General features: G+C 71.0%; 18 protein-coding genes. 13 read left to right on the forward strand and 5 right to left on the reverse strand.

All coding sequences use genetic code 11. From position 1 onward, the window contains the following. Positions 1-78 precede the first annotated feature (78 nt). Together B6R96_RS30345 and B6R96_RS30350 are read right to left on the reverse strand one after the other, a co-directional pair. Positions 79-2,148, reverse strand: a complete 2,070-nt coding sequence (locus B6R96_RS30345; protein ID WP_081524187.1) for a galactose-binding domain-containing protein — start codon at positions 2,146-2,148, stop codon at positions 79-81. Between the two features lie 221 nt (positions 2,149-2,369). Continuing rightward, on the reverse strand, positions 2,370-3,566 hold the full coding sequence (locus tag B6R96_RS30350) for a serine hydrolase domain-containing protein (protein WP_081524188.1): 1,197 nt from the start codon (positions 3,564-3,566) through the stop codon (positions 2,370-2,372). 240 nt (positions 3,567-3,806) lie between these two features. On the opposite strand from B6R96_RS30350, the gene B6R96_RS30355 reads away from it, so the two are divergent. Further along, complete coding sequence (locus B6R96_RS30355) at positions 3,807-4,631, forward strand: helix-turn-helix transcriptional regulator (RefSeq protein WP_081524189.1); 825 nt, start codon at positions 3,807-3,809, stop codon at positions 4,629-4,631. Here the strand turns inward: B6R96_RS30355 and B6R96_RS30360 are convergent. Continuing rightward, positions 4,600-6,159 (reverse strand): monooxygenase, encoded by a 1,560-nt coding sequence (locus tag B6R96_RS30360; protein ID WP_081524190.1) that lies wholly within the window; start codon positions 6,157-6,159, stop codon positions 4,600-4,602. The two genes, B6R96_RS30355 and B6R96_RS30360, sit on opposite strands and share 32 nt — an antisense overlap. Positions 6,160-6,223: 64 nt before the next feature. Between B6R96_RS30360 and B6R96_RS30365 the strand changes: the two genes are divergently transcribed. Both B6R96_RS30365 and B6R96_RS30370 read left to right on the forward strand, forming a co-directional pair. Further along, complete coding sequence (locus B6R96_RS30365) at positions 6,224-6,955, forward strand: TetR/AcrR family transcriptional regulator C-terminal domain-containing protein (RefSeq protein WP_107475606.1); 732 nt, start codon at positions 6,224-6,226, stop codon at positions 6,953-6,955. After that, a complete protein-coding gene (locus tag B6R96_RS30370) occupies positions 6,948-7,313 on the forward strand; it encodes a zinc ribbon domain-containing protein YjdM (RefSeq protein ID WP_053704965.1) in 366 nt (121 codons plus the stop codon). The genes B6R96_RS30365 and B6R96_RS30370 overlap by 8 nt, the downstream gene beginning before the upstream one ends. A 189-nt stretch (positions 7,314-7,502) precedes the next feature. On the opposite strand, the gene B6R96_RS30375 is transcribed toward B6R96_RS30370, so the two are convergent. After that, positions 7,503-8,474 carry a ScbA/BarX family gamma-butyrolactone biosynthesis protein gene (locus tag B6R96_RS30375; RefSeq protein ID WP_081524192.1) on the reverse strand — a complete coding sequence of 324 codons (972 nt, stop codon included), beginning with the start codon at positions 8,472-8,474 and terminating at the stop codon, positions 7,503-7,505. A gap of 101 nt (positions 8,475-8,575) precedes the next feature. Between B6R96_RS30375 and B6R96_RS30380 the strand changes: the two genes are divergently transcribed. From B6R96_RS30380 to B6R96_RS30390, 3 genes are all read left to right on the forward strand, one after another. Then, positions 8,576-9,289: a ScbR family autoregulator-binding transcription factor gene (locus B6R96_RS30380; protein WP_081524193.1), complete on the forward strand. Its 714-nt coding sequence runs from the start codon at positions 8,576-8,578 to the stop codon at positions 9,287-9,289. Beyond that, the gene (locus B6R96_RS30385; RefSeq protein WP_081524194.1) at positions 9,286-10,242 is read left to right on the forward strand and encodes an NAD-dependent epimerase/dehydratase family protein; all 957 of its coding nucleotides are present in this window, start codon (positions 9,286-9,288) and stop codon (positions 10,240-10,242) included. Before B6R96_RS30380 ends, B6R96_RS30385 begins: the two co-directional genes overlap by 4 nt. 105 nt (positions 10,243-10,347) lie before the next feature. Further along, complete coding sequence (locus B6R96_RS30390; protein WP_081524195.1) at positions 10,348-11,715, forward strand: phosphomannomutase/phosphoglucomutase; 1,368 nt, start codon at positions 10,348-10,350, stop codon at positions 11,713-11,715. Between the two features lie 172 nt (positions 11,716-11,887). Here B6R96_RS30390 and B6R96_RS30395 read toward each other — a convergent pair whose 3' ends face one another. Next, the gene (locus B6R96_RS30395; protein ID WP_081524196.1) at positions 11,888-13,117 is read right to left on the reverse strand and encodes an IS701 family transposase; all 1,230 of its coding nucleotides are present in this window, start codon (positions 13,115-13,117) and stop codon (positions 11,888-11,890) included. A 302-nt stretch (positions 13,118-13,419) separates the two neighbouring features. Here B6R96_RS30395 and B6R96_RS30400 point away from each other — a divergent pair, with 302 nt between their 5' ends. From B6R96_RS30400 to B6R96_RS30430, 7 genes are all read left to right on the forward strand, one after another. After that, a complete protein-coding gene (locus B6R96_RS30400; protein WP_237291554.1) occupies positions 13,420-14,022 on the forward strand; it encodes a TetR/AcrR family transcriptional regulator in 603 nt (200 codons plus the stop codon). Positions 14,023-14,079: 57 nt separating this feature from the next. Beyond that, on the forward strand, positions 14,080-14,988 hold the full coding sequence (gene galU / locus B6R96_RS30405) for a UTP--glucose-1-phosphate uridylyltransferase GalU (protein ID WP_081524197.1): 909 nt from the start codon (positions 14,080-14,082) through the stop codon (positions 14,986-14,988). A 193-nt stretch (positions 14,989-15,181) separates the two neighbouring features. After that, the gene (locus B6R96_RS30410) at positions 15,182-16,180 is read left to right on the forward strand and encodes a ParB/RepB/Spo0J family partition protein (RefSeq protein ID WP_081524198.1); all 999 of its coding nucleotides are present in this window, start codon (positions 15,182-15,184) and stop codon (positions 16,178-16,180) included. Positions 16,181-16,252: 72 nt separating this feature from the next. Then, the gene (locus B6R96_RS30415) at positions 16,253-17,695 is read left to right on the forward strand and encodes an MFS transporter (RefSeq protein ID WP_081525326.1); all 1,443 of its coding nucleotides are present in this window, start codon (positions 16,253-16,255) and stop codon (positions 17,693-17,695) included. A gap of 155 nt (positions 17,696-17,850) precedes the next feature. Then, positions 17,851-18,636, forward strand: coding sequence for an SDR family NAD(P)-dependent oxidoreductase (locus B6R96_RS30420; RefSeq protein ID WP_081524199.1), 786 nt, complete (start codon positions 17,851-17,853; stop codon positions 18,634-18,636). 8 nt (positions 18,637-18,644) lie between these two features. Then, complete coding sequence (locus B6R96_RS30425) at positions 18,645-19,919, forward strand: MFS transporter (RefSeq protein ID WP_081524200.1); 1,275 nt, start codon at positions 18,645-18,647, stop codon at positions 19,917-19,919. A 6-nt stretch (positions 19,920-19,925) separates the two neighbouring features. Then, positions 19,926-21,620 carry an FAD-dependent oxidoreductase gene (locus B6R96_RS30430; RefSeq protein ID WP_081524201.1) on the forward strand — a complete coding sequence of 565 codons (1,695 nt, stop codon included), beginning with the start codon at positions 19,926-19,928 and terminating at the stop codon, positions 21,618-21,620. Positions 21,621-21,973: the final 353 nt, after the last annotated feature.

A 21,973-nucleotide genomic window follows, 5' to 3' on the forward strand; every position in this document is an offset into this window, starting at 1 on the left:
GGGAACGGGGAAGGCGGCCGGGGCCGGCCGGATCAGCTGATCCGGCCGGCCCCGGCCCGTGTGCTCGCCCCGGCGGCGTCAGCCGCTGTAGACGCCGACCTCGTGGAGTGAGTACCCCCACTGGGTGGCCCGCTGGAGTCCCTGGACGCGGACGTAGCGCGCCGGCACCCCGGCGAAGCGGGCCGTGTCCAGGCCGCCGTCACTGGCGGTGGTGGACCAGACGGTCTGCCAGTTGGTGTCGTCCGTGGAGACCTCGATGCGGTACGCCTTGCCGTACGCGGCCTCCCAGTCGAGCGTGATGCGCCCCACCCGGTTCGCGGACCCGAGGTCGATGCGCAGCCACTGGTTGTCGTTCCACTCGCTCGCCCAGCGGGTCCCCGAGTCCCCGTCCACGGCCCGGCCCGGGGAGAAGTTCACGAAGGGGTTCCACCACTCCGCGCTCGACGCCGAGGCCGGGGTGCCCGCGGCGAGGTTCACGCCGGACTTGTGCTTCTCGGAGTTCCCCCAGGTGGTCAGGTAGGACTCGGCGCCCTTGAAGAGGTCGTCCACCACGCCCTGGCCGCCGACGAGGCGGATGTCCTCGATCCAGTCGGGCACCAGACCGTAGTGCGAGGCACCGTCGGTGTTGAGGTCCCAGGTGCGCGAGCCGGTGGTCTGCCGGTCGATGACCGAGCCGCCGTCGGTGCTGCGGAACGGGTAGCGCACCGGGTTGGGGGTGTCGGCCCCGCGCGGTCCGGGCCAGCCGCCGACGCCGTTCATGTCGGTGCCGTACCCGTAGCCGACGTTGTACTTGTCGCGCAGCGCGTCCGTCCGCTTCGCCTCGGCGCTGAAGCCCTCGGCCCCGCTCATGTACGAGGCGATGAAACCGCCGAGCTTGTAGACCCGCTCGGTCCAGTCCATGTCCATCCAGCTGTGCGAGGAGATGACCCCCGGGTAGGACTCGGACTCCAGGATGTCGAAGGCCCGGCCCGCGGCCTTCACGCTCATGTGGTCGACCTCGAGCATCATCTTGCGTTTCATCATGCCGCGCACCGCGTACTCACCGAGTTCCGTGAGCCCGCGCGTGTTGCACTGGGCGTCGGCGGCGTAGGACGGGACCGCCACCCCCGCGGGGAGCTTGCTCTGCACCGCGGGCGCGGCCGCGGCCAGCCCGATGGGGTTGTCGTGCTGCGGGCCGGTGCACTTCTCCGTCTTCCAGAAGGTCCCGGTCGACAGGAACTGGCCCACGTTGATGGCCGTACCGAGGGCGCCCTCGTCGAAGCGCACCCCGCACAGGGCGTTGTCGAACTTGTGGCACAGGAACATGCTGCGCACGCCGAGGCGGTACAGCTCGTCGAGGCCGCGGTCGATGTCCTGCTTGCTGCACTGCGAGATGTCGAGGATCTGCTTGCAGCCGAAGGGCTCGGAGGTCTCGACCCCGAGGACCACGGCCAGCTTGCCCTGCTGGATGACGTCGCGGGCCTGCGCGGAGTCGGTGACGATCCGGAACCAGCCCTTGCCCGGGCCGCCGTACATCTTGTCGATGTAGGCCTGCATGTCGTACGTCTTCTGCGCTTCGAGCCGGATGGCGGTCATCTCGTCGCAGCCGCGGTCCTTGAAGAAGTAGACCGAGCAGATGACCCCGTTGGTGACGAGGTCGTTCACGAGCACCCGCTGGCCGCCGCGCCAGGCCCGCTCGACCCAGGCGTAGTAGTTCTGCTGGTGGGTCAGCGAGTCGTGGGCGGGCCAGTCCTTGAAGGTGGGCCAGCCGTTCGGGTCGTGCTTGCCGTCGCCGCCCTTGGTGATGAAGTCGAAGATGGCGAGCGTGCCGTCGGGGTAGTGCTCGGGGCAGTCCTTGAGCGCGTCGGCCACCCCCGCCTCGGAGAACGGCTTGCCGCAGATGAGGCGGCCGCCGAAGCCCTCGTTGGACATCAGGTGGTCGTGCGCGTCGACGAAGCCCCGGACCCGTCCCTGGGCGTCGGTCCCTTTGAAGGGCTCGCCCGTGACGTTGATGTCGGAGTCGGGTGCGGGCCGCGCGACCGGGTTCCACCAGCCGGGATCGGCGGCGGAACTGGGTACGGGGCCGAGCACCATGGCCACCACGGCGAGGAGCAATGACAGGACCGCCAGGGGCCTACGCCTGTGGTGCGTGTGTCGAGAAATGGTCATCACTCACGTCTTAGGTCAGCCGGATGGCGCGGTCGGGGAGCCGGATCCGGGGGCCGGATCCACCGGGGGTCATGACAAGCCACGGCCACAGGCGTGGCTTGTCATGGACCCCACAACGGTGGGACGAGAATCCCGACTGCCGTCGACGGAGTCAATAGTCCGGGACAGATGACCTGATGATTCGTCAGACAGGTGCTCCTGCGGGCACCCGCCCCGTGACGTCAGCGCGCGTTGCGTTCCGGCAGGTCCATCTCGGCCGGGGCGATGCCGAAGCCGCGCGCCGTGGCCTTCGCGGCCGGCTTGCCGCAGAACGCGGCTTCGAGGGTGCCGCCGAGGGCCGTGTTGGCCTGTCCCCGGTTCGAGGTGTTCGCCATCGCGGCGAGGCTGCGGCGTCCGTCGCGGGTGGAGAAGGCGTAGGTGTAGAAACCCTGCACGGTGCCCGTGTGCCCGTAGACCGAGGTGCCGCAGGAGAGGTCGTAGCGGCGCAGGCCGAGCCCGTAGAAGCGGGTGTTCGTGGCATCGGTCGGGGTCGCGGTGAGCATGGCGTCCAGCAGGCGCGCGGGCAGCAGCCGGCCGCCGAGCAGCGCGGAGGTGAAGGTGTTCAGGTCGGCGGGGTTGGAGATCACCGCTCCCGCGGACTGGGCCCACGACACCGTCTGCTCGGTGGAGTCGACGAGCGGGGCGCCCGCCTCGTCGGGGTGGAGGTAGCCGTGCGCGTGCAGCCCCCTGATCTGCGTTCCGGGGTGCACGTAGGAGGTGTTGCGCAGCTTCAGCGGCTTGAAGATGCGCCGCTCGTACTCCTTGGCCACGCCGTGGCCGGTGGCCTTCTCGATGAGCATGCCGAGGACGACGAAGTTGGTGTTCGAGTACGCGTACGCGGCGCCGGGCTCGTTCGTCCGCGGTTCGGCGAGCGAGAGGTTCACCAGCTCCTGGTAGCTGAACACCCGGTTGCGCACGGCCTCGAAGCCCGGCACGGTGTGCTCGAACATGGCATTGGTGTAGTCCGACAGGCCGCTGCGGTGGCTCAGCAGGTGGCGCACCGTGATCCGGTCGTCGGGCAGCAGTCCGGGCAGGTACCGGTTCACGGCGGTGTCCAGATCGACCTTGCCCTCGTCCACCAGCTGCAGCAGGACGACGGAGGTGAAGGTCTTGGAGACGCTCCCGATCCGGAAGCGGGCCTGCGGGTCCATCGCCGACCCCGTGGCCTTGTCGCGCACCCCCTCCGTCCGGACGCTGACCCCGTCGGGACCGCTGAAACGGGCCATGGCGCCCGGCGCTCCGGCGGCGGTCGTGTTCCGCAGCGCCTGCGACAGCGCTTCGAGGTCCGGGGTGGTCGGGGCGGCGTGGGCGGTGGTCGCCGGAGCCACGGCGGCCATCACCCCCAGCAGGGCTGCGCCGAGGGCCAGGCGTCGGTTCATGGGTCGGGGCACGATGCTCCTCCGGTGGGGGCGGAATCCGGTCCGCCGGCGTCGAACGGCCGGTGTCGACCGTTCGGGTCGGGCGGCGGTGTCGGTCGGGTCGGTCCGGTCGGGTCTGTCAGGTCGGTCGCTCACGAGCCTACGCAAGATCATCAGGTGGGGCGGGCGCCGGAAGCAGCGGGAACGCGCCAATAAACAACGGCAGTTCCGCCACGCGGAGCCGCCTTCTAACCTGAAGGTGTGACCAGCAGCGATCTCGGAGACTTCCTGCGCGCCCGGCGCGCGCACCTGCGGCCCGGCGACGTGGGACTCGCCTCCTACGGACGCCGCCGCGTGGCAGGGCTGCGCCGCGAGGAGGTCGCCGTCCTGGCCGGAATGAACAGCGACTACTACGCCCGGCTGGAACAGGGGCGCGAGCGCGGCCCCTCCCCGCAGGTCCTCGACGCGATCAGCGCCGCCCTGCGCATGGACGAGGCCGCGCGGGAACACCTGTTCAGGCTGGCGGGCACCGCGCCCGGCGGTGACCGGCCGCAGCCACGGGAGGCGGTCGCGGCCTCCCTGCGGCAGCTGCTGGACGGGTACACGAGCACCCCGGCGTTCGTCCTCAGCCCCGCCACCGACCTCTTGGCGGCCAATGCCCTGGCCGACGCGCTCTTCTCCCCGTTCGCGCAGCGGGACAACCTCGCCCGGATGACCTTCCTCGACCCCGCGGCCCGACGGTTCTTCGTGCACCCCGACCGTGCGGCCGAGGCGGTGGTGGCGGGTCTGCGCCACGCGACCGGCCTCGACCCGCACTACCCGCGGCTGCGCGACCTGGTCCGTGAACTCGGCTCGGCCAGCGCGGACTTCGCCGCCCTGTGGTCCGCGCACACCGTCCGGGGCAAGACCTACGAGGCCAAGGAACTCGACCACCCCGACGCCGGCCGGCTCTCGCTCACCTTCCAGTCCTTCGACGTGCGCGGGGCGCCGGGCCAGCAACTGGTGGTCTACCACGCCGAACCGGACAGCCCGAGCGCCCGGGCCCTCGCCCGGCTCACGCCGGCGACCTCACCGCCCATGCGGTGAGCGCCGCGTCGCGCCCGGTGCGCCGCAGGCCGGCGTCGGCGCTGCGGGTGGCCCAGGCGATGTGCCCGTCGGGGCGGACCAGGACCTCGCGCACCCCGTCGAGCTCCGGGTGCTCCTCGTACGCGTGGGCGGTGACGGCACTGATGTGCGGGTGCCGGGCGGGGGCCTCGTACGGCTCCGGGTTCGGGTCCCGCGCACCGGCGAGGCGGAGCAGGACGAAGCCGCCCCGGTGCAGGAGCTCGTACACCCGTGTCGCGTCCGAACCGGCCGCGCTCAGGGCGATGTCGGGCATCCTGCGGCCGACCAGGGGATCGGCGCCGGGGGCGGTGGCCGGGTAGGCGGTGCCGAGCGCGGAGACCTGTTCGGCGAACCGGCGGTTGACCTCGGGCATCCGCAGCAGTTCCTCGAAGAGCCCGCGCAGGGCGGCGGCCGGCCGCCGGTAGCGGTCCACGAGCGGCAGCTCCGCCAGCAGCGTCTGCACCTCGGTGTTGTCGGTGACGGCCCGGCCGACGGGGTGGCGCTCGGCGTGGTAGGTGTCGAGGAGGCCGGGCGGGGCCCAGCCCCTCACCTCCGCGGCCAGTTTCCAGCCGAGGTTCATGGCGTCCTGGAGCCCGGTGTTGAGGCCCTGGCCCGCGGCGGGGAAGTGGATGTGGGCGGCGTCGCCGGCCAGTAGGACACGGCCGGAGCGGTAGGCGGCCGCCAGCCGGGTGGCATTGCCGAAGCGCGAGAGCCAGCTGGGCCGGTCCACCCCGAAGTCCGAGCCGCAGAGCCGGACCAGCGCGCTGCGGAACTCCTCCAGGGTCACCGGTACCTGAGCCGGTGTCCGCATCCGCTCCGGGTCGATGTACACGAAGCGGGTGAGTCCGCCCTCCAGCGGGACGGCGAGCACGCCCGCGCCGCGGGCGGCGGCCAGGGCCTCGGGACCGGCGGTGACGGTGGCGAAATCCCCGAGTACGCCGGTCAGGGTCTCGTCGGTGCCGGGGAAGTCGATCCCGGCCGCCTCCCGGACGGTGCTGCGCCCGCCGTCGCATCCCACCAGGTACGCGGCGCGAAGGGTCCGCGGGGTTCCGGCCGGCCCGTGGCCCGGCCGGCCGCCCGGCCCGTCCTGAGGTCCGCGCACCTCTGCCTCCACCCCGTCCTCGCCCTGCCGCAGCCCGGTGAGCGTGTGGCCGCGGCGTATCTCCACGCCCAGCTCCTGCGCCCGCTGTGCCAGCAGCTCCTCGGTACGGGCCTGGGCGAGGAACAGCGTGTGCGCCAGACGGCTGTCCAGTGCGGCGAAGTCCAGCGGGGTCTCCAGGGCGGCGAAGTGCCAGCCGGGCAGCGTCCGGCCGAGCCCGAGGAAGCGCGGTGCGAGACCGCGCAGGTCCATCAGTTCGAGGCTGCGCGGATGCAGGGTCAGGGCCCGGGAGTCCTGCTGGGGCTCGGTGCGCCGCTCGACGACCAGGGTCCGTACGCCGGCCAGGGCCAGCTCGCAGGCGAGCAGCAGCCCGGTCGGTCCCGAGCCCACGACGATCACGTCGGTATCCATCGGTGATGCCTCCCACAATTAGTGAACAGCGTTCACGTGAACGCTGTTCACTATAGTGAGGGCCATGAGCTCACCGTCAACCCCCGCCCGCGGCCGCCCGGCCCGCCTCGACCGCACCCGGACGGTCGACACGGCCCTGGACCTCCTCGACGAGGTCGGCCTCGACGCACTGACGATGCGCCGCCTCGCCGACGCGATGGACGTCCAGGCCGGCGCGCTGTACCGGTACTTCGCCACCAAGGGCGACCTGCTGACCGCGATGGCGGAACGGATGCTCGCCGACCTCGCGGCGACAGCGACGACAACGGCGACGGCGAAGACCGAGGGCGCCGGCGACTGGAGCGGGGAACTGGCCGCCCTCGCCCGGGCCATGCGTACGGCGCTGCTCGCCCGCCGCGACGGCGCACGCGTCTACGCGGGCACCCATGCGACCGGCCCCCACACCCTCGGCTTCGCCGAGGCGGTCATCGGGGTACTGTGCACGGCCGGATTCGGGGCGGAGGAGGCGGCGCGCACGCTGATGGCGGTGGTCCACCTGACCATCGGCCACACGCTGGAGGAGCAGGCGGTGCTTCGACCGGTGGGCAGCGAAGGGGCGGCGGATTCCGAACGCCTGCGCCTGGCGGCCGATCCCGAGCGGTACCCGCGGCTCGCCGCCGTGCTGCCCACGCTCACGAGTGAGGACTTCGCGGCGCACTTCGAATTCGGGCTGTCCCTGCTCCTGCGCGGGCTCGGGACCCTGGACCGGGCGCCGACCTGCGGCGATGCGCCTGAAATATACTCGCGGGGTGACTGAGAACCCCTTGCCTCCCTGCCCCGAATGTGCGGGTGCGTACACCTACGAGATGGGGGCGCTCCTGGTCTGCCCCGAGTGCGGGCACGAGTGGCCGCACGCCTCCGGCGAGTCCGACGGGTCGGGCGGCGCCGCCGAGGAGCGGGTGATCAAGGATGCGGTGGGCAATGTGCTGGCCGACGGCGACACCGTGACGGTCGTCAAGGGCCTGAAGGTCAAGGGCAGCCCGAGCGGCATCAAGGCGGGCACCAAGGTGCGCAACATCCGCCTGGTGGAGGGTGTCGACGGGCACGACATCGACTGCAGGATCGAGGGCTTCGGCCCCATGCAGCTGAAGTCCAGCGTGGTCAGGAAGGTCTGACCGGCGCGGCGACGCCGGGAACGGACGAACGGCGAAGGCGCCTGCCGGGTACGGACCCGATCAGGCGCCTTCGCCGTTCTTCCGGGGGCCGGAGGGCCGGAGGGCCGCAGAGCCGGAGGGAAGGGACGGGTCGGTTCGGCGGGGGCTCATGAGCCGGCGCGCTCATGAGCCGGGCGCCTCACCGAACGGTCAGGGCGTGGCGTGGATGCGGTGGGGGGCGGGCGCCGTGGCGTTGATCGTCGCGGTGGCGGTGAAGACGACCTCGCCGTTCTGGCTGGCGACCACGCGTACGGGATGGCGGTCCGGGGTGGTCGAATCGCCGGCGATCGGGACGGTCTCGATCCAGCAGGCCGAGGTCAGCTCCGCGTAGCGGAAGAAGCGGATCTCCATACCGGTCAGGACTCCCCGTCGGGGGAAGGCGGAGCGGTACGCGGCCTGGCGCACGGCTTCCAGGAGCAGCATGCCGGGGGCGTGGTCGACGGGGTGGTCGAAGAGGATCGGGTGGTTGACGTCGGCCCGGAGCTGGGCGCGCCGCGTGGAGCTGGTGGGGGAGAGGACCACGTCGTGGAAGCGGTCGCGGCCCACGCGGCGGGGTGTCAGCGGAGGCGGCAGCGGGATGGTGCGGGCGGCCACCTCGTCGAGGTCCGCGTTCCCGCCGCGCAGGCGCTGGTAGACGGCCTCGGACTGGTTGGTGAAGCCGGCCTCGGCGGTGCCGAGGAGCTCTCCGTCGCGCGTGGCGGTCACGTGCATGGTGAGACCCGCGAGTCTTCGTCCGCGCCGCGAGATGCCGGAGCAGCGGATGTGCAGTGCGATGTCGGCCGGGGTCGAACCGACGGCGAGGGCCTCGGGGTTGGTCGAGTAGCTGAAGGTGTCCCAGATCTGGCGGTGACCGAAGGGGACTTCGTACGCGACGTGGCTCAGGAGCGGGATGGTCTGGCGGACGGACTCGGCGAGGAGCAGGGGATCGTGGTGGCCGCCGTCCGGCGTGTAGAAGCTGTGGGTGCGGGGCCATTGGGCGGTGACGACGTACTCGTCCGGCGCGACGGTGCGCCACCCGGTGAGAAGGACTTCCGAGTGTGCGCTCTTGTGTACGTACTCCCGCGGTAAGGCGCTGCTGAGCGTGGCGATGGGTGAGGCGGAGTGATCAGTTGACAGAGTCATGGTTGAGCCCCCCTGGACGTCGGACATGAGCTGGTGCTTGTTCGGCGCGGGTCCTAAAATAAAGGATGTTCGTTTTTTTTGTCGAGATTAGTTAGGTGCCCATGTCAGAACGGAAGCAGCAACGCGCCCCTCAACTCAGGGCAGTTCAGACCAAAGCTGCCATCCTGCGCGCCGCGGCCGAGGTCTTCGACGAGTTCGGTTTCAGCGGGGCCAGCATCAGCAAGATCATGAAGCGTGCGGACGTCACGCAGGGCGGCATGTACTTCCACTTCAGCTCGAAGGAGGAACTCGCCTACGCCGTCATGGTCGGCCAGGGCGAGGGCCTGGAGTTCCCCGCCGGGGAGGACGGCCTGCAGCACCTGGTGGACATCACGCTCTACCTCGCCGAACAGCTCCAGCACAATCCGGTGCTCCGGGCCGGTGTACGACTGGCCGTGGAACAGGGCGAGTTCGGCCTGCGCGACGACGTCGCCTACCAGGCCTGGGTCCTGGAATTCCGTCAGCAGCTGCGCTTCGCCCGCGCCAAGGGGGAGCTCCAGCCGGACGTCGACGACCACGAACTGGCCTGGGTGCTCGTCAGCTCCTTCACCGGGGCACAGCTCTTCTCCCAGGCGTCCACGGGACGGGCGGACCTGCCGCAGCGGATCGCCTCGCTGTGGCGCTACCTGCTGCCCGCGGTGGCCGCCGACGACATCCGCGGCGGGCTGCGCCTGACACTCCCGCCCACCGGGCCGAAGCCGAAGAACGCGCCGAAGAACGCACCGGAGAACGCGCCGACGAACGAGACCGGGTCGGGCGCGGAGAAGCGGGCTTGAGCACCCGCCGCATCGTCGTCACGGGAGCGACCGGTTTCGTGGGATCGGCGGTGCTGCGCCGCCTGGCCGCGCAGGACCCGCGGGCCGTGGTGCGCGCCACGTCGCGTACGCCGCCCCCCGCGGCAACGCACGGCGTGCGCTGGGTGGACGCGGACCTGGCCGACGAGCAGTCCCTGCGCGGGGTGTGCGAGGGCGCGGACGTCCTGCTGTCGCTGGCCTCCTACATCGGACCGGACGCCGAGCGGTGCGCCGCGGTCAACTCCGCCGGCGCCGCGGCCCTGGTGGCCGAGGCCCGAAGGGCCGGAGTGGAGCGGATCGTCCACCTGTCGACCTGCGCCGTGTACGGACCGGGACCGCACCGGGGACAGGACGTCGCCGAGCTGACACCCGCCCCGGTCTCGCCGGCCAGCGCCGGCCGGCTGGCGGGGGAGGGGCCCGTGCTCGACGCCGGGGGACTGGTCCTGCGTGCGGCACTGGTACTCGGAACGGGCGACCGGTGGGCCGTACCGGCCCTCGTCGACGCCTTCCGGCGGGTACCGGCCCGATGGGGCGGAGGGGAGGGGCTGGCCTCCTTCGTCGACGTCGACGACCTGGCCCGACTCATCGTCGCCTTCGCCCTCGGCGGCGGCGCGGCGGCCCGGACGACGGGTGTCCTGCACGCCCACCACCCGGAGCCAGTACGCAACGGGGACCTCATGGACGCGCTCGCCGAGCACCGGGTGCTGTCGGCGCGGCCCGAAGGGGACTGGCCCTGGCACAGGTGCCTGGAGGCGCTGGCCGCCACCCCGGGCTGGGTGAGCGAACGTCAGTTCGCGCTGCTGGCCCGGGACCACTGGTACCGCGCGGACGCGGCCTGGGAACTCGCCGGGATCACGCCCGGGCCCGGCCCGCTGAGCCGGATCGGTCCGGCGGCGGCGTGGTACCGGGAGAGGGGCGGGGCGGCCCCGGGGTGACGGCTATCTGCCAAAGCCTCGGCGGGATGGGGCGTGGGCGGGCTGTGCCGGGCAGGGCGAGCGGTAGCGTCCGGAGCACAACCGGTCACCCCTGGAGGAGTGGAAATGCCCGATCTTTCGAACATCGTCAAGGCGTATGACGTGCGTGGTGTCGTGCCGGACGAGTGGGACGAGTCGTTGGCCGAGTTGTTCGGTGCGGCGTTCGTCGAGGTCACGGGTGCTGATGCGATCGTGATCGGTCATGACATGCGGCCGTCCTCCCCGGGTTTGTCGGGGGCGTTCGCGCGGGGTGCGGCGGCGCGTGGTGTGGATGTGACGTTGATCGGTCTGTGTTCGACGGATCAGTTGTATTACGCGTCGGGTGCGCTGGGTCTGCCGGGTGCGATGTTCACGGCGTCGCACAATCCTGCGCAGTACAACGGGATCAAGATGTGTCGTGCGGGTGCGGCTCCGGTGGGTCAGGACACGGGTCTGTCGCAGATCCGTGAGCTGGTGGAGAAGTGGTCGGACGGGGGCGCGCCGGCGGTGGCGTCGGGCACGGTGGCGGGGACGGTCACGGAGCTGGACAGTCTGCCGGGGTATGCGGCGCATCTGCTGGGTCTGGTGGACCTGTCCTCGATCCGTCCGCTGAAGGTGGTGGTGGATGCGGGCAACGGGATGGGCGGTCACACGGTTCCGACGGTGTTCGAGGGTCTGCCGTTGGATGTGGTGCCGATGTACTTCGAGTTGGACGGCACGTTCCCGAACCATGAGGCGAATCCTCTGGATCCGAAGAACATCGTGGACCTCCAGGCCCGTGTCCTTGCCGAGGGCGCCGACCTCGGTATCGCGTTCGACGGTGACGCGGACCGGTGTTTCATCGTGGACGAGCGGGGTGTGGGGGTGTCGCCGTCGGCGATCACGGCGCTGGTCGCGGCGCGTGAGCTGGCCCGTAATGGTGGTTCGGGCACGGTGATCCACAATTTGATCACTTCGTGGTCGGTGCCGGAGGTGGTCCGTGAGAACGGCGGGACGCCTGTGCGGACGCGGGTGGGTCATTCCTTCATCAAGGAGGAGATGGCGAGGACGGGTGCGATCTTCGGTGGTGAGCACTCGGCGCACTATTACTTCAAGGACTTCTGGAACGCGGACACGGGGATGCTGGCGGCGTTGCATGTGCTGGCGGCGCTGGGTGGTCAGGACGGGCCGTTGTCGGAGCTGGTGGCTTCCTACGACCGTTACGCGGGGTCGGGGGAGATCAACTCGACGGTCGCCGATCAGGGGGCGCGTCTGGCGGCGGTGAAGGCCGCCTACGGCAGCACCGAGGGCGTGACGCTGGACGAGCTGGACGGTCTGACGGTGACGGCGGAGGACTGGTGGTTCAACGTCCGCGCCTCGAACACGGAGCCGCTGCTGCGGTTGAACGTGGAGGCCCGTGACGAGGCCACCCTGGCCAAGGTCCGCGACGAGGCCCTGTCCCTCATCCGCGCCTGACCCCCGGTCCGGGCCGCCCATCTCCAGCCCCGCCGGCATGTGAGGCGGGGCCGGTACGGCACCGAAGAGCAGGGCTCCGCCCATCCCAGCCTCGCCGGCGTTTGAGGCGCGGGTCCGGGCGGAGCCCGGTGCCCGGCGGAGCCGGGTTCCCCCCGGGCCGCGGCCCGCCCCCTCAGGCGGGCTGCGCCCGGGGAAGCCCCACATGCCCCCGCAAGGCAAACGCATACGCGGCCGACATCAGCGTCATGTGATGGTGCCAGCCGGGAAAGGACCGCCCCTCGAAGTCGAGGAGCCCGAAGTCGTCCGCCAGCGCCCCGAGCACGGCGGCGGACCGCCCCGCCGCCCGCACCAGGCCGAGCAGGTCGTCCATCCGGTGCCGGTTCATATTGGTCAGCCACACCGGCCCACCTCCACCCCCACCCCCACCGGCGCCCCGCCCGCCCGCCCCCGGCCGCCGTTCCCCGAACAGCCGGTAGATCTGCTGCCCGCCCGCGGGGCTCCCCGCCCCCGACTCCCCCTCCGGCACCCTGACCAGCGCCGAGTGGATGCGCTGCCCCTGCGGCCGTGCGCCGGGTCCCGCGAGCGGTGTGCCGTACGGGTGGCTGGTGTTGCCCAGGCGGGAGAAGTCGGCCGCGGTGGTCCCGCGCCCGGGCGTCCGGGTGCTGTCGGCGCCGGGCGTCAGGCCGGCCGCGCGCACCGCGAGGGTCGGCGGTACGGACACCAGGAAGTCGTGCCCGCGGCGGCCGAGCATGCCGATCAGCGCGGCGGCCCCGCCGAGGCGGCTGAGGTCGGCGACCACCGGGGGACGCGCGGAGGAGGTGCGGGCCGCGATCGAGTCGGCGAGCTCCAGCACCAGGGCTTCCGGGCTCTGGTGGACGGCCTCGGGCGCGATGCGCGCCCGGCGGCGCAGGACGGGATCCGTTACCCACGCCTCGGGGAGGGCCAGCCGCCAGTCGACCGGCACGTTCATGCCGTCCAGGGAGAGGAAGAGGCAGAAGCCCAACTGGCAGTTGACGATGCGTCCGGCGGCGGGGTCGAAGCGTCGGTGCACGCCGACCGAGTGCTCGCCGCGCTTGGGGAAGCAGACCTGCCCGATCGTCCATGCCCGTACCGGGTGTCGTTCCTCGACCCAGCGCAGCAGCTCGGTGCGGGCCGGATTCCAGTCCCAGGGGCTGGCGTTGATGAACTGCTGCAAGGACTGGGAGGCGGTGGGCGACTCGGTGACGGACGCGGCGAGCCTGCGTACGGACTTCTTCCCCGGGGTGGTGAGCAGTCCTTGCAGGTAGACCCGGGCCCAGCGTCGCTGGTCGGCTCTCGGTAAGTGCCCGAAGAGGCGCTCCGTGAACTCCTTCAGTTCGGTGTCACCGGCAGCCAGGGTTCTGGTCCTTGTCCGTGTCGTCATCTGTCTCCCCCTCCAGTGCGGATGTCGGCAGGCGCCGTCGGTACTCGTAGAATACAGAACGTTCGTTTTTTTTCTAGCGAACGTATGGCGTCCTCCCCGCGACTTCGGCACGTTGGTTCGGGGAGGGCGGCGGAACCGGTCACGGGGCCGGCACGGAGCTGCGGGGGAACGCGGGGCACGGTCGCTTCTTCGTCAAGTCGGCGTTGTGGGGGGCCCGCCCGCGGGTGACGCTGGAGGTCGCCATCTCCCCGCGGGGCCCATGGCGAGTGAGGAACGACCTGGATGGCAGTGATAGTGCAGTGGTGAAGCAAGAGCGCGGCGTACGCACCCGTAATCATCTGATCTCGGTGGCCGCCGCTGAATTCGACCGCAATGGGTACGACGGGACCTCGCTCTCCCGGCTGAGTCGTTCTGCCGGAATTTCGATCGGGGCACTCACCTTTCACTTCGCGGCGAAAGGCGAGTTGGCCTCCGCCGTCGAGGATTCGGGGCGGGCCGCCACCCGCAGAGTGGTCGAGGGAGTGACGGCCCGCGGTGGCCCGGCGCTGGACACCGTTTCCGCGCTCGTCCTCGCCCTGGGCGGGCTGATCGAGACGGACGCGGCCGTGCGCGCCGCGGCGCGGCTGACGCAGGAGCGCGTCGGCGCCGGTCCCGACTGGTGCGGATGCTGGCTCCCGGAGGTCAAGGAGCTGATGGTGCAGGCCGCCGAGGAGGGGCAGTTGGACCCCGAGGTCGACCCGTGCCCCGCCACCCTGCTGACGGCGCACCTGGTGGGCGGTGCCGTCACCAGGGCGCGCCGCGGCCGCGGCGAGCGCCCCGGTGCGCTGACCGGGGAGCTCAGGGACCTGTGGCGGCTCATCCGGCGCGGCATCGCGGCGCCGACCGAAACGGAAATGCCCAAGTAGGAATAAAGGAACGGCAATTCAAGCCCGTCGGGTGCGGTGCGCCCTAGCGTCAGTGGCATGAATTCCACGACTCACCGCATAACCAAGGCAGTGATCCCCGCCGCGGGACTCGGCACACGATTCCTCCCGCTGACCAAGGCCACCCCGAAGGAAATGCTCCCGGTGGTCGACAAGCCGGCCATCCAGTACGTGGTGGAGGAGGCCGTCGCGGCGGGGATGTCCGACATCCTCATGGTCACCGGACGCAACAAGCGGCCGCTGGAGGACCACTTCGACCGCAACCACGAGCTGGAGGAAGCCCTCCTGCGCCGGGGTGATCAGGACAAACTCCGGAGCGTCTGCGCCTCCACCGAACTCGCCGACATCCACTACGTGCGCCAGCGGGACCCCAAGGGCCTGGGGCACGCCGTCCTGTGCGCCGCGCCGCACGTCGGCCGGGAGCCCTTCGCCGTCCTCCTGGCGGACGACCTGATCGACCCGCGCGACCCCCTGCTCGCCCGTATGGCCGAGGTGCAGGAGCGGTTCGGCGGCAGTGTCGTGGCCCTCATGGAGGTGGATCCGCGCGCCATCCACCTGTACGGATGCGCCGCGGTGGACCGGTCGTCGGCGGGCGGTGACGGGGTGCGCATCACCGATCTGGTGGAGAAGCCCGAGCCCGGCACCGCGCCCAGCAACCTGGCCGTCATCGGCCGGTACCTCCTGGATCCCGAGATCTTCGAGGTGCTGCGGAACACCGCCCCCGGCCGCGGTGGCGAGATCCAGCTCACGGACGCGCTGCGCACCCTGGTCCGAGCCGGCCGCCCCGTGCACGGCGTCGTGTTCTCCGGCCGGCGCTACGACACCGGGGACCGGGCCGAGTACCTGCGCGCGACGGTCCGGCTCGCCTGTGAGCGTGCGGACCTGGGGCCCGAATTTCTCTCCTGGCTGCGGGAGTTCGTGCGGTCGGAGGAGCTCGTGGCGGTCTGAACACCGCGCGGTGGGCGACCGCGGATGTTCCCCGGTCGCCCACCCCACCAGGCACTACAGAGTCAACTTGCCCAAATCTCAACGGAGTTCGGCCTGCAGATTGGTTACCGAACGGTAATTACGTAATTTCTTCTCGGGGCCGCCGAACGGAGCGGCGCCCGAACCACCGAGTGCCGAGAAGGAGGTGAACTCCATGGACGAGACGACCGAGCCGACGGAGCCGACCGAGCCGACCCCACGAGACTCGGCGCAGACCCCCGACGCCGCCGTCGAGGTACCGATCCGCACCCTGCTCGCCGCGGATTCCCCCCGCACCGTGCAGGTGGACGAGGCCCACGCACAGGCCCTCGCACACTCCGACCGGACCCTGCCGCCGCTGCTCGTGCACCGCCCCACCATGCGGATCATCGACGGGACGCACCGGCTGCGGGCCGCCGTACTGCGCGGGCGGGACACGGTGGGAGTGACGTACTTCGACGGCAGCGCCGAGGACGCGTTCGTGATCTCGGTCGAGGCCAACATCAGTCACGGACTCCCCCTGACCCAGGCGGAACGGAGCGCCGCCGCCTTACGGATCCTGCGGTCCCACCCGGACTGGTCCGACCGCGGCATCGCACGCCGGACCGGGCTCGCAGCCAGGACCGTCGCGACGCTACGACGCCGCGAAGCACCGGGACCCGAACCCCCGGGCCGCGTCGGCCAGGACGGTCGCATCCGGCCGGCCGATCCGGTCCGGGGCCGGGAGGCCGCGGCCAGACTGCTGGCCGGCCACCCCACCGCGTCCCTGCGGCAGATCGCACGGGAGGCGGGCATCGCGCCCTCGACCGTACGGGACGTGCGCCGCCGGATCGGCGAAGGAGCCGATCCCGTACCGGCCGCCCAGCGCCGCTCCGCCGACACCCCGGCCCCCGCCCCGCCCCCGGTGCCCCCGCGGGGCCGGGGGCAGCCACTGCCCGCACTGGTCACCAGCCTGTGCAAGGACCCCCTGCTCCGGCTGAGCGACGCCGGCAGGCTCCTGCTGCGCATGCTCGACCTCCAGGTGAGCGGACTGCGCCAGTGGGAGCGGATCGTCGCCGCAATACCCCCGTACCGCGTCGAGACGGCCGCCGCCGCGGCCGCCCAGTGCGCACAGGACTGGCAGGAACTGTCCGACGAACTCCGGCGCCGCGCCTCGGCGCACACCCCTGCCTGAGCCGGCTTCCCCGGCGAGTACCGGCCTTCGACGTGGAAGGCCCCCCAGTTGTGATCGAAAGGACGTATGGCGATGTCGGTTGTCGAGGGAGCGCGTGTCGACGCGGATTCAGGAGAGGGGGGAGGAGCCGAGGGCCCCGTTCGTCTGGATGGGCGTTTGAAGCTTGTCCTGGTGGTGCTGCTGGTGGCGCAGTTCATGCTGGCGGTGGATTTCTCGATTCTGAATGTGGCGTTGCCGGTGATCGGTGACGGGCTGGGTTTCTCGTTGTCGAATCTGCAGTGGATCGCGACGTCGTTCGCGTTGTGTGCTGCTGGTTTCACTCTGTTGTTCGGTCGGGTGGCGGATCTGTTCGGTCGGCGTCGGTTGTTCCTGGTGGGGCTGGGGGTGCTGGGTCTGTCGTCGTTGGCGGGTGGTCTGGCTACCTCGCCGGAGATGCTGCTGGTGGCTCGGGTGTTCCAGGGTCTTGCGACGGCGGCGGTCACCCCTGCCGGTCTGTCGTTGTTGACGACGTCGTTCCCGGAGGGGCCGCTGCGTCAGAAGGCGCTCGGTTTGAATGGTGCGTTGATGTCGGCGGGGTTCACGACGGGCGCCATTTTGGGTGGTGTGTTGACGGATCTGCTGTCGTGGCGGTGGGCGTTCTTCATCAACGTGCCGGTGGCGCTTGCGGTGTTGTTCATCGCTCCTGTGGTGATCAAGGAGTCGCGTCCGGCGGTGCGTCCGAAGCTGGATGTGCCCGGTGCGACGGCGGTCACCCTGGGTCTCCTCGCGTTGATCTACGGGTTGACGCAGGCCGGTGAGCACGGTTGGGGTTCGGGTAGTGCGCTGGGCTGGCTGGCGGCGGGAGTGGTGCTGCTGGTGGTGTTCTATGCGGTCGAGTCGAGGAGTTCGGCTCCGCTGGTCCCGGTGTCGGTGTTGAAGAAGAAGACGGTGGCCTGGGGCAATATCGCGGGTCTGATCGCGTTCCTGACGGAGACGAGTCTGGTCTTCCTGATGACGCTGTATCTGCAGGAGGTCCTGGACTTCTCGCCGCTGACGGCGGGCCTGTCGTTCGGTGTGCTGGGCATCGGGACGGTGATCGGTGGTTCGATCGCTCCGCGCGTCATCGGGGCGACGAGCACGCGGACCACGCTGATCGTGGGTGGGGTGCTCCAGGCCGTCGCGACGTTGAGTCTGATCGCGTTGGGTGAGACCTCGTCGAGCATGTGGCTGCTGCTGGTCGCCACGTTTGCCGGTGGTGTGGGCAACATGTTGGTGATCGTCGGGTTCATGGTGACGGCGACGACGGGGCTGCCGGATCACGAGCAGGGTATGGCGACGGGTCTGGCGACGATGACGCAGCAGATCGGTATCACGATGGGCACGCCGATCATGTCGGCGATCGCCGCGGCGAACACCGATATCCATGCCGGGATCACGACCGCGGTCATCGTCAACACCGCGATCGTCGTCCTCGGCACCCTCACCACCGCCCTCTTCCTCCGGAACAGGGCCACGAAGGACCTCGCCGCCGCCTGATCCACCTGACCGACCCTCCCCCCCCGGAGGCACCCGGCACGGTCCGCACCCGCCCCCGGACCCGTGGACCGTGCCGGGTCGCCGCCCCCGAAGGTCGCCAAGGCCTCCCTCCCCAAGGTCTCCCTCCCCAAGGTCTCCTCTTCTCAAGGAACGTGATGGACCTCCGTATCGAAGACCGCGTGTACCTCGTCACCGGCGCGTCGTCCGGAATCGGCGAGGCAACCGTCCGCCTCCTGGCAGCAGAAGGCGCCACCGTCGTCGGCGTCGCCCGCAAGCCGTGGAGCACCGAGGCCCTCGGCGACCGCGTCAGCACCGTCGCCGCCGACCTCACCGACCCCGCCGCCGCCCGCCACGTGGCCGACACCGTCATCGAACGTCACGGCCGGCTCGACGGCCTCGTCAACAACTTCGGCGCGCTGCAGTCCCGTACCGGCTTCCTGGACGTGACCGACGAGCAGTGGAAGACCACCTTCGAGGTCAACTTCCACTCCGCGGTCCGGATGACCCGCGCGGCCCTCCCCGCGCTCCTGGACACCGGCGCGGGCGCCCTCGTACACATCGCGAGCGAGGCCGCCCGCTTCCCCGACCCGGGCATCGTCGACTACGCGGCCGCCAAGACGGCCCTGCTGTCACTCTCCAAGTCCCTCGCCGCGGAGTTCGGGGTGCGTGGCGTCCGCTCCAACGTGGTCTCGCCCGGGCCCACCCGGACCGCGCTCTTCGACGCACCCGGCGGATTCGCCGAGCAGCTCGGCGAGCGGTTCGGCCTCCCGGCCGACGAGGCCGTCGAGCACTTCATCCGCGAGGTACGCCGACTGCCCAGCGGCCGCATCGGTACGGCCGACGATGTCGCCGGTGTGATCGCCTACCTGCTCTCGCCCCTCGCGGGCCAGGTCACCGGCGCCGAGTGGAGCGTCGACGGCGGCGCCCTGCGACAGGTCTGACCGGGCCGATGCGCGCTTCCCTCCTCGCCCTCGCCATAGGTGCCTTCGGCATCGGGACCACCGAATTCGTCATCGTCGGTCTGCTCCCGGAAGTGGCCGACGACCTGTCCGTTTCCATCCCCTCCGCCGGCATGCTGGTCACCGGCTACGCCCTCGGCGTGGTCGTCGGCGCGCCGCTGATGACCGCGGCCGGTGCCCGGCTGCCGCGCAAGACCATGCTCGTCGTGCTCATGGCCATCTTCATCGCGGGCAACCTGCTCTGTGCCCTGGCCGGCGACTACACCGCCCTCATGGGCGGCCGTCTGATCGCCGCCCTCACCCACGGCGCGTTCTTCGGGATCGGGTCCGTGGTGGCCGCCGACCTGGTGGCCCCCGACCGGCGGGCCAGCGCCATCGCCCTGATGTTCACCGGTCTCACCCTGGCCAATGTGCTCGGCGTACCGCTGGGCACCTTCCTGGGGCAGGAGTTCGGCTGGCGCTCCACCTTCTGGGCGGTGACCGGCATCGGGATCGTCGGACTGCTCGGCCTCATCGCCCTGGTCCCGGCGCAGCCGGCACCGGAACGCGGAGCCCTGCGCGGCGAACTCGCCGTCTTCCGCAAGCCCCAGGTATGGCTGGCGCTGACCACGACGGTCCTCGGCTTCGGAGGCGTCTTCGCCTCCTTCACCTACCTCGCCCCGATGATGACGGAACGGGCCGGCTTCTCCGACAGCGCCGTCGCCTGGCTCCTCGTCCTCTTCGGAGTCGGGCTGTGCGTGGGCAACGTACTCGGCGGCCGGGCCGCCGACCGGGCCCTGATGCCCAGCCTGTACCTCATCCTGGGCGGCCTCTGCCTCGTACTGGTGATCTTCACCTTCACCTCGCGGGCCGCCGTGCCCGCCGCGATCACCCTGGCCGCCTTCGGCGCGATCGGTTTCGCCACGGTGCCCCCGCTGCAGGCACGTGTGATGCAGCAGGCCGCCGGGGCCCCGGCCCTCGCCTCCGCGGCGAACATCGCAGCCTTCAACCTCGGCAACGCCCTCGGGGCCTGGCTCGGCGGTCTCGCCGTCGCCCACGGCCTGGGGTGGACCTCGCCGACCTGGATCGGTGCCGCACTGGCCGCGGCCGGACTGGGCACCGCCGCGCTCTCCGGCCGGCTCGACCGCGCGAGCCGCCGAAACCGTGACCCGCACCCGCACCCGCACCCGCACCCGCACGCGCAGCCACACCCGCACGAAGAACGCCCCACCGCACCGGGTGCCGGGTACGGCACCCACTCCATCGTCGAACAGAAGTCGAGGTAGACGCACATGAACGGTGTCGATCGCCGGACCATGCTCACGCGCAGCGCGGCCGTCGTCTCGGGCGCGGCGGTGGCCGGCGCCCTGTCCGGTCCCCTGGCGGCGGCCGCCCCCAGCGCCTCCGGCGAAGCCGCCTCGGCGGCGCCCTCGGCCGCCGGGACCGGGTCCGTCGTCAGGCCCGGGGATCCGCGCTACGACATGCTGACCACCGGCAACAACCAGCGTTTCGTGGCCCGCCCGGAATACATCAAGATGGTCCGCTCGACCGCGGACGCCGAACGCGCACTGAGAGACGCGGTCCGAGCCGGCAAGCGGGTCTCCGTGCGCAGCGGCGGCCACTGCTTCGCCGACTTCGCCGCCCACTCCGGCACCCAGGTCATCATCGACTTCTCGGAGATGACGCACGTCGGCTACGACCCGAAGTTCCGGGCGTTCGTCGTCGAGGCGGGTGCCCGCCTGATCAACGTGTACGAGGCCCTGTACAAGGGCTGGGGCGTCACCATCCCCGGCGGCATCTGCTACAGCGTCGGAGCCGGCGGCCACATAGCCGGCGGCGGCTACGGACTGCTCTCCCGGGCCCACGGCCTGGTCGTCGACCACCTCTACGCCGTCGAGGTGGTGGTGACCGACGGGAAGGGCGGCGTACGCACGGTCGTGGCCACCCGGGAGCAGAACGACCCGCACCGGGAGCTGTGGTGGGCGCACACCGGAGGGGGCGGCGGCAACTTCGGCCTGGTGACCCGCTATTGGTTCCGCTCCCCGGGCGCGAAGGGCACCGAGCCCTCCGAACAGCTGATATCCCCGCCGTCGAAGGTCCTGGTGAGCGCCGTCGACTTCCCCTGGGAGCAGCTGACGGAGGCGAAGTTCACCCGGCTGCTGAAGAACTTCGGCGCCTGGCACGCCGCCCACAGCGCGCCCGACTCCCCGTACCGCAACCTCTCCAGCCTCTTCAACGTCAGTTCCAAGGCGCACGGCAGCCTGGGCATGTTCACCCAGGTCGACGCCACGGTGCCGAACGCGAGAAGGCTGCTGGACGACTATCTGGCGGCCATCACCGCCGGTACGGGAGTCACCCCCAAGGCACTGACCCGACCCACCGGCGAGCTCCCGGCGATGCCCCAGCTGGCGGAGCCCAGGACGCTGCCCTGGCTCCAGGCGACCAGACTGGTCGGCACCAACAACCCCGTCATCACCAATCCGACCTCCCGCGGCGCGCACAAGTCGGCGTACATGCGGAAGAACTTCACCGACCACCAGATCTCCGCGCTCTACCGGTACATGAGCCGGCCGGACTTCAAGAACCCGGACACCATGCTCGTGCTCTTCTCCTTCGGCGGGCAGGTCAACGCCGCCGCACCGGACGCCACGGCCAACGCGCAGCGGTCGTCCATCTTCAAGATGTGCTTCCAGACGTTCTGGCAGGACGAGGGCGAGGACGGCTACTACCTGGGCTGGCTGCGCGACCTGTACGAGGACTTCTTCTCGGCGACCGGCGGCGTGCCACTGATCGACGACAGCACCGACGGCTGCTACATCAACTACCCCGACCGCGACATCACCGACCCCCGTCGCAACCGGTCCGGCGTGCCCTGGCAGACGCTCTACTACAAGGACAACTACCCGCGCCTCCAGCAGGTGAAGAAGAAGTACGACCCGTCGGACTTCTTCCGGCACTCCATGTCGATCAAACCCGCCCGAGGCTGACCCCGCCCCCTGCCCACCTGCCCCCTGCCGCCCCCGTCCGTCCCCCGTACCCCTGGTCAGAAGCCCCGTACTCCGGTCTCCGGAGTGCGGGGCTTCTGTCGTTCCCGCTCAACCGTTCGAGTGTCCGCGGGTGTTCGTTGACTCCCCGGCCGGCTCCGGGAAAGCTGGGTCCTGGCCGGAAGAGGGCAGCCGAAAAGCCCCTCGCAGCGAGATCCGATCCCCTGGCCACCCCCTTCGAAACGCCCGCGGCCCACCGCCGTGCCGCGCCCCCGCACGCCCCGCCACGCGCATCCCCGTACATCCCCTACATCCCGTACGTCCCCCGCACGCCACCGCATCTCACGACACGTCAG

The sequence above is a fragment of the Streptomyces sp. Sge12 genome (assembly GCF_002080455.1).
GTDB lineage: Bacteria > Actinomycetota > Actinomycetes > Streptomycetales > Streptomycetaceae > Streptomyces.

Excerpts from the sequence above, each read along its gene's own strand:
- B6R96_RS30360 (WP_081524190.1), bottom strand. The coding sequence starts at position 6,159 with ATGGATACCGACGTGATCGTCGTGGGCTCGGGACCGACCGGGCTGCTG.
- B6R96_RS30380 (WP_081524193.1), top strand. The coding sequence starts at position 8,576 with ATGTCAGAACGGAAGCAGCAACGCGCCCCTCAACTCAGGGCAGTTCAG.
- B6R96_RS30395 (WP_081524196.1), bottom strand. The coding sequence starts at position 13,117 with ATGACGACACGGACAAGGACCAGAACCCTGGCTGCCGGTGACACCGAA.
- B6R96_RS30365 (WP_107475606.1), top strand. The coding sequence starts at position 6,224 with ATGAGCTCACCGTCAACCCCCGCCCGCGGCCGCCCGGCCCGCCTCGAC.
- B6R96_RS30430 (WP_081524201.1), top strand. The coding sequence starts at position 19,926 with ATGAACGGTGTCGATCGCCGGACCATGCTCACGCGCAGCGCGGCCGTC.
- B6R96_RS30425 (WP_081524200.1), top strand. The coding sequence starts at position 18,645 with ATGCGCGCTTCCCTCCTCGCCCTCGCCATAGGTGCCTTCGGCATCGGG.
- B6R96_RS30415 (WP_081525326.1), top strand. The coding sequence starts at position 16,253 with ATGTCGGTTGTCGAGGGAGCGCGTGTCGACGCGGATTCAGGAGAGGGG.
- galU (WP_081524197.1), top strand. The coding sequence starts at position 14,080 with ATGAATTCCACGACTCACCGCATAACCAAGGCAGTGATCCCCGCCGCG.
- B6R96_RS30390 (WP_081524195.1), top strand. The coding sequence starts at position 10,348 with ATGCCCGATCTTTCGAACATCGTCAAGGCGTATGACGTGCGTGGTGTC.
- B6R96_RS30420 (WP_081524199.1), top strand. The coding sequence starts at position 17,851 with ATGGACCTCCGTATCGAAGACCGCGTGTACCTCGTCACCGGCGCGTCG.
- B6R96_RS30345 (WP_081524187.1), bottom strand. The coding sequence starts at position 2,148 with ATGACCATTTCTCGACACACGCACCACAGGCGTAGGCCCCTGGCGGTC.
- B6R96_RS30375 (WP_081524192.1), bottom strand. The coding sequence starts at position 8,474 with ATGACTCTGTCAACTGATCACTCCGCCTCACCCATCGCCACGCTCAGC.
- B6R96_RS30410 (WP_081524198.1), top strand. The coding sequence starts at position 15,182 with ATGGACGAGACGACCGAGCCGACGGAGCCGACCGAGCCGACCCCACGA.
- B6R96_RS30350 (WP_081524188.1), bottom strand. The coding sequence starts at position 3,566 with ATGAACCGACGCCTGGCCCTCGGCGCAGCCCTGCTGGGGGTGATGGCC.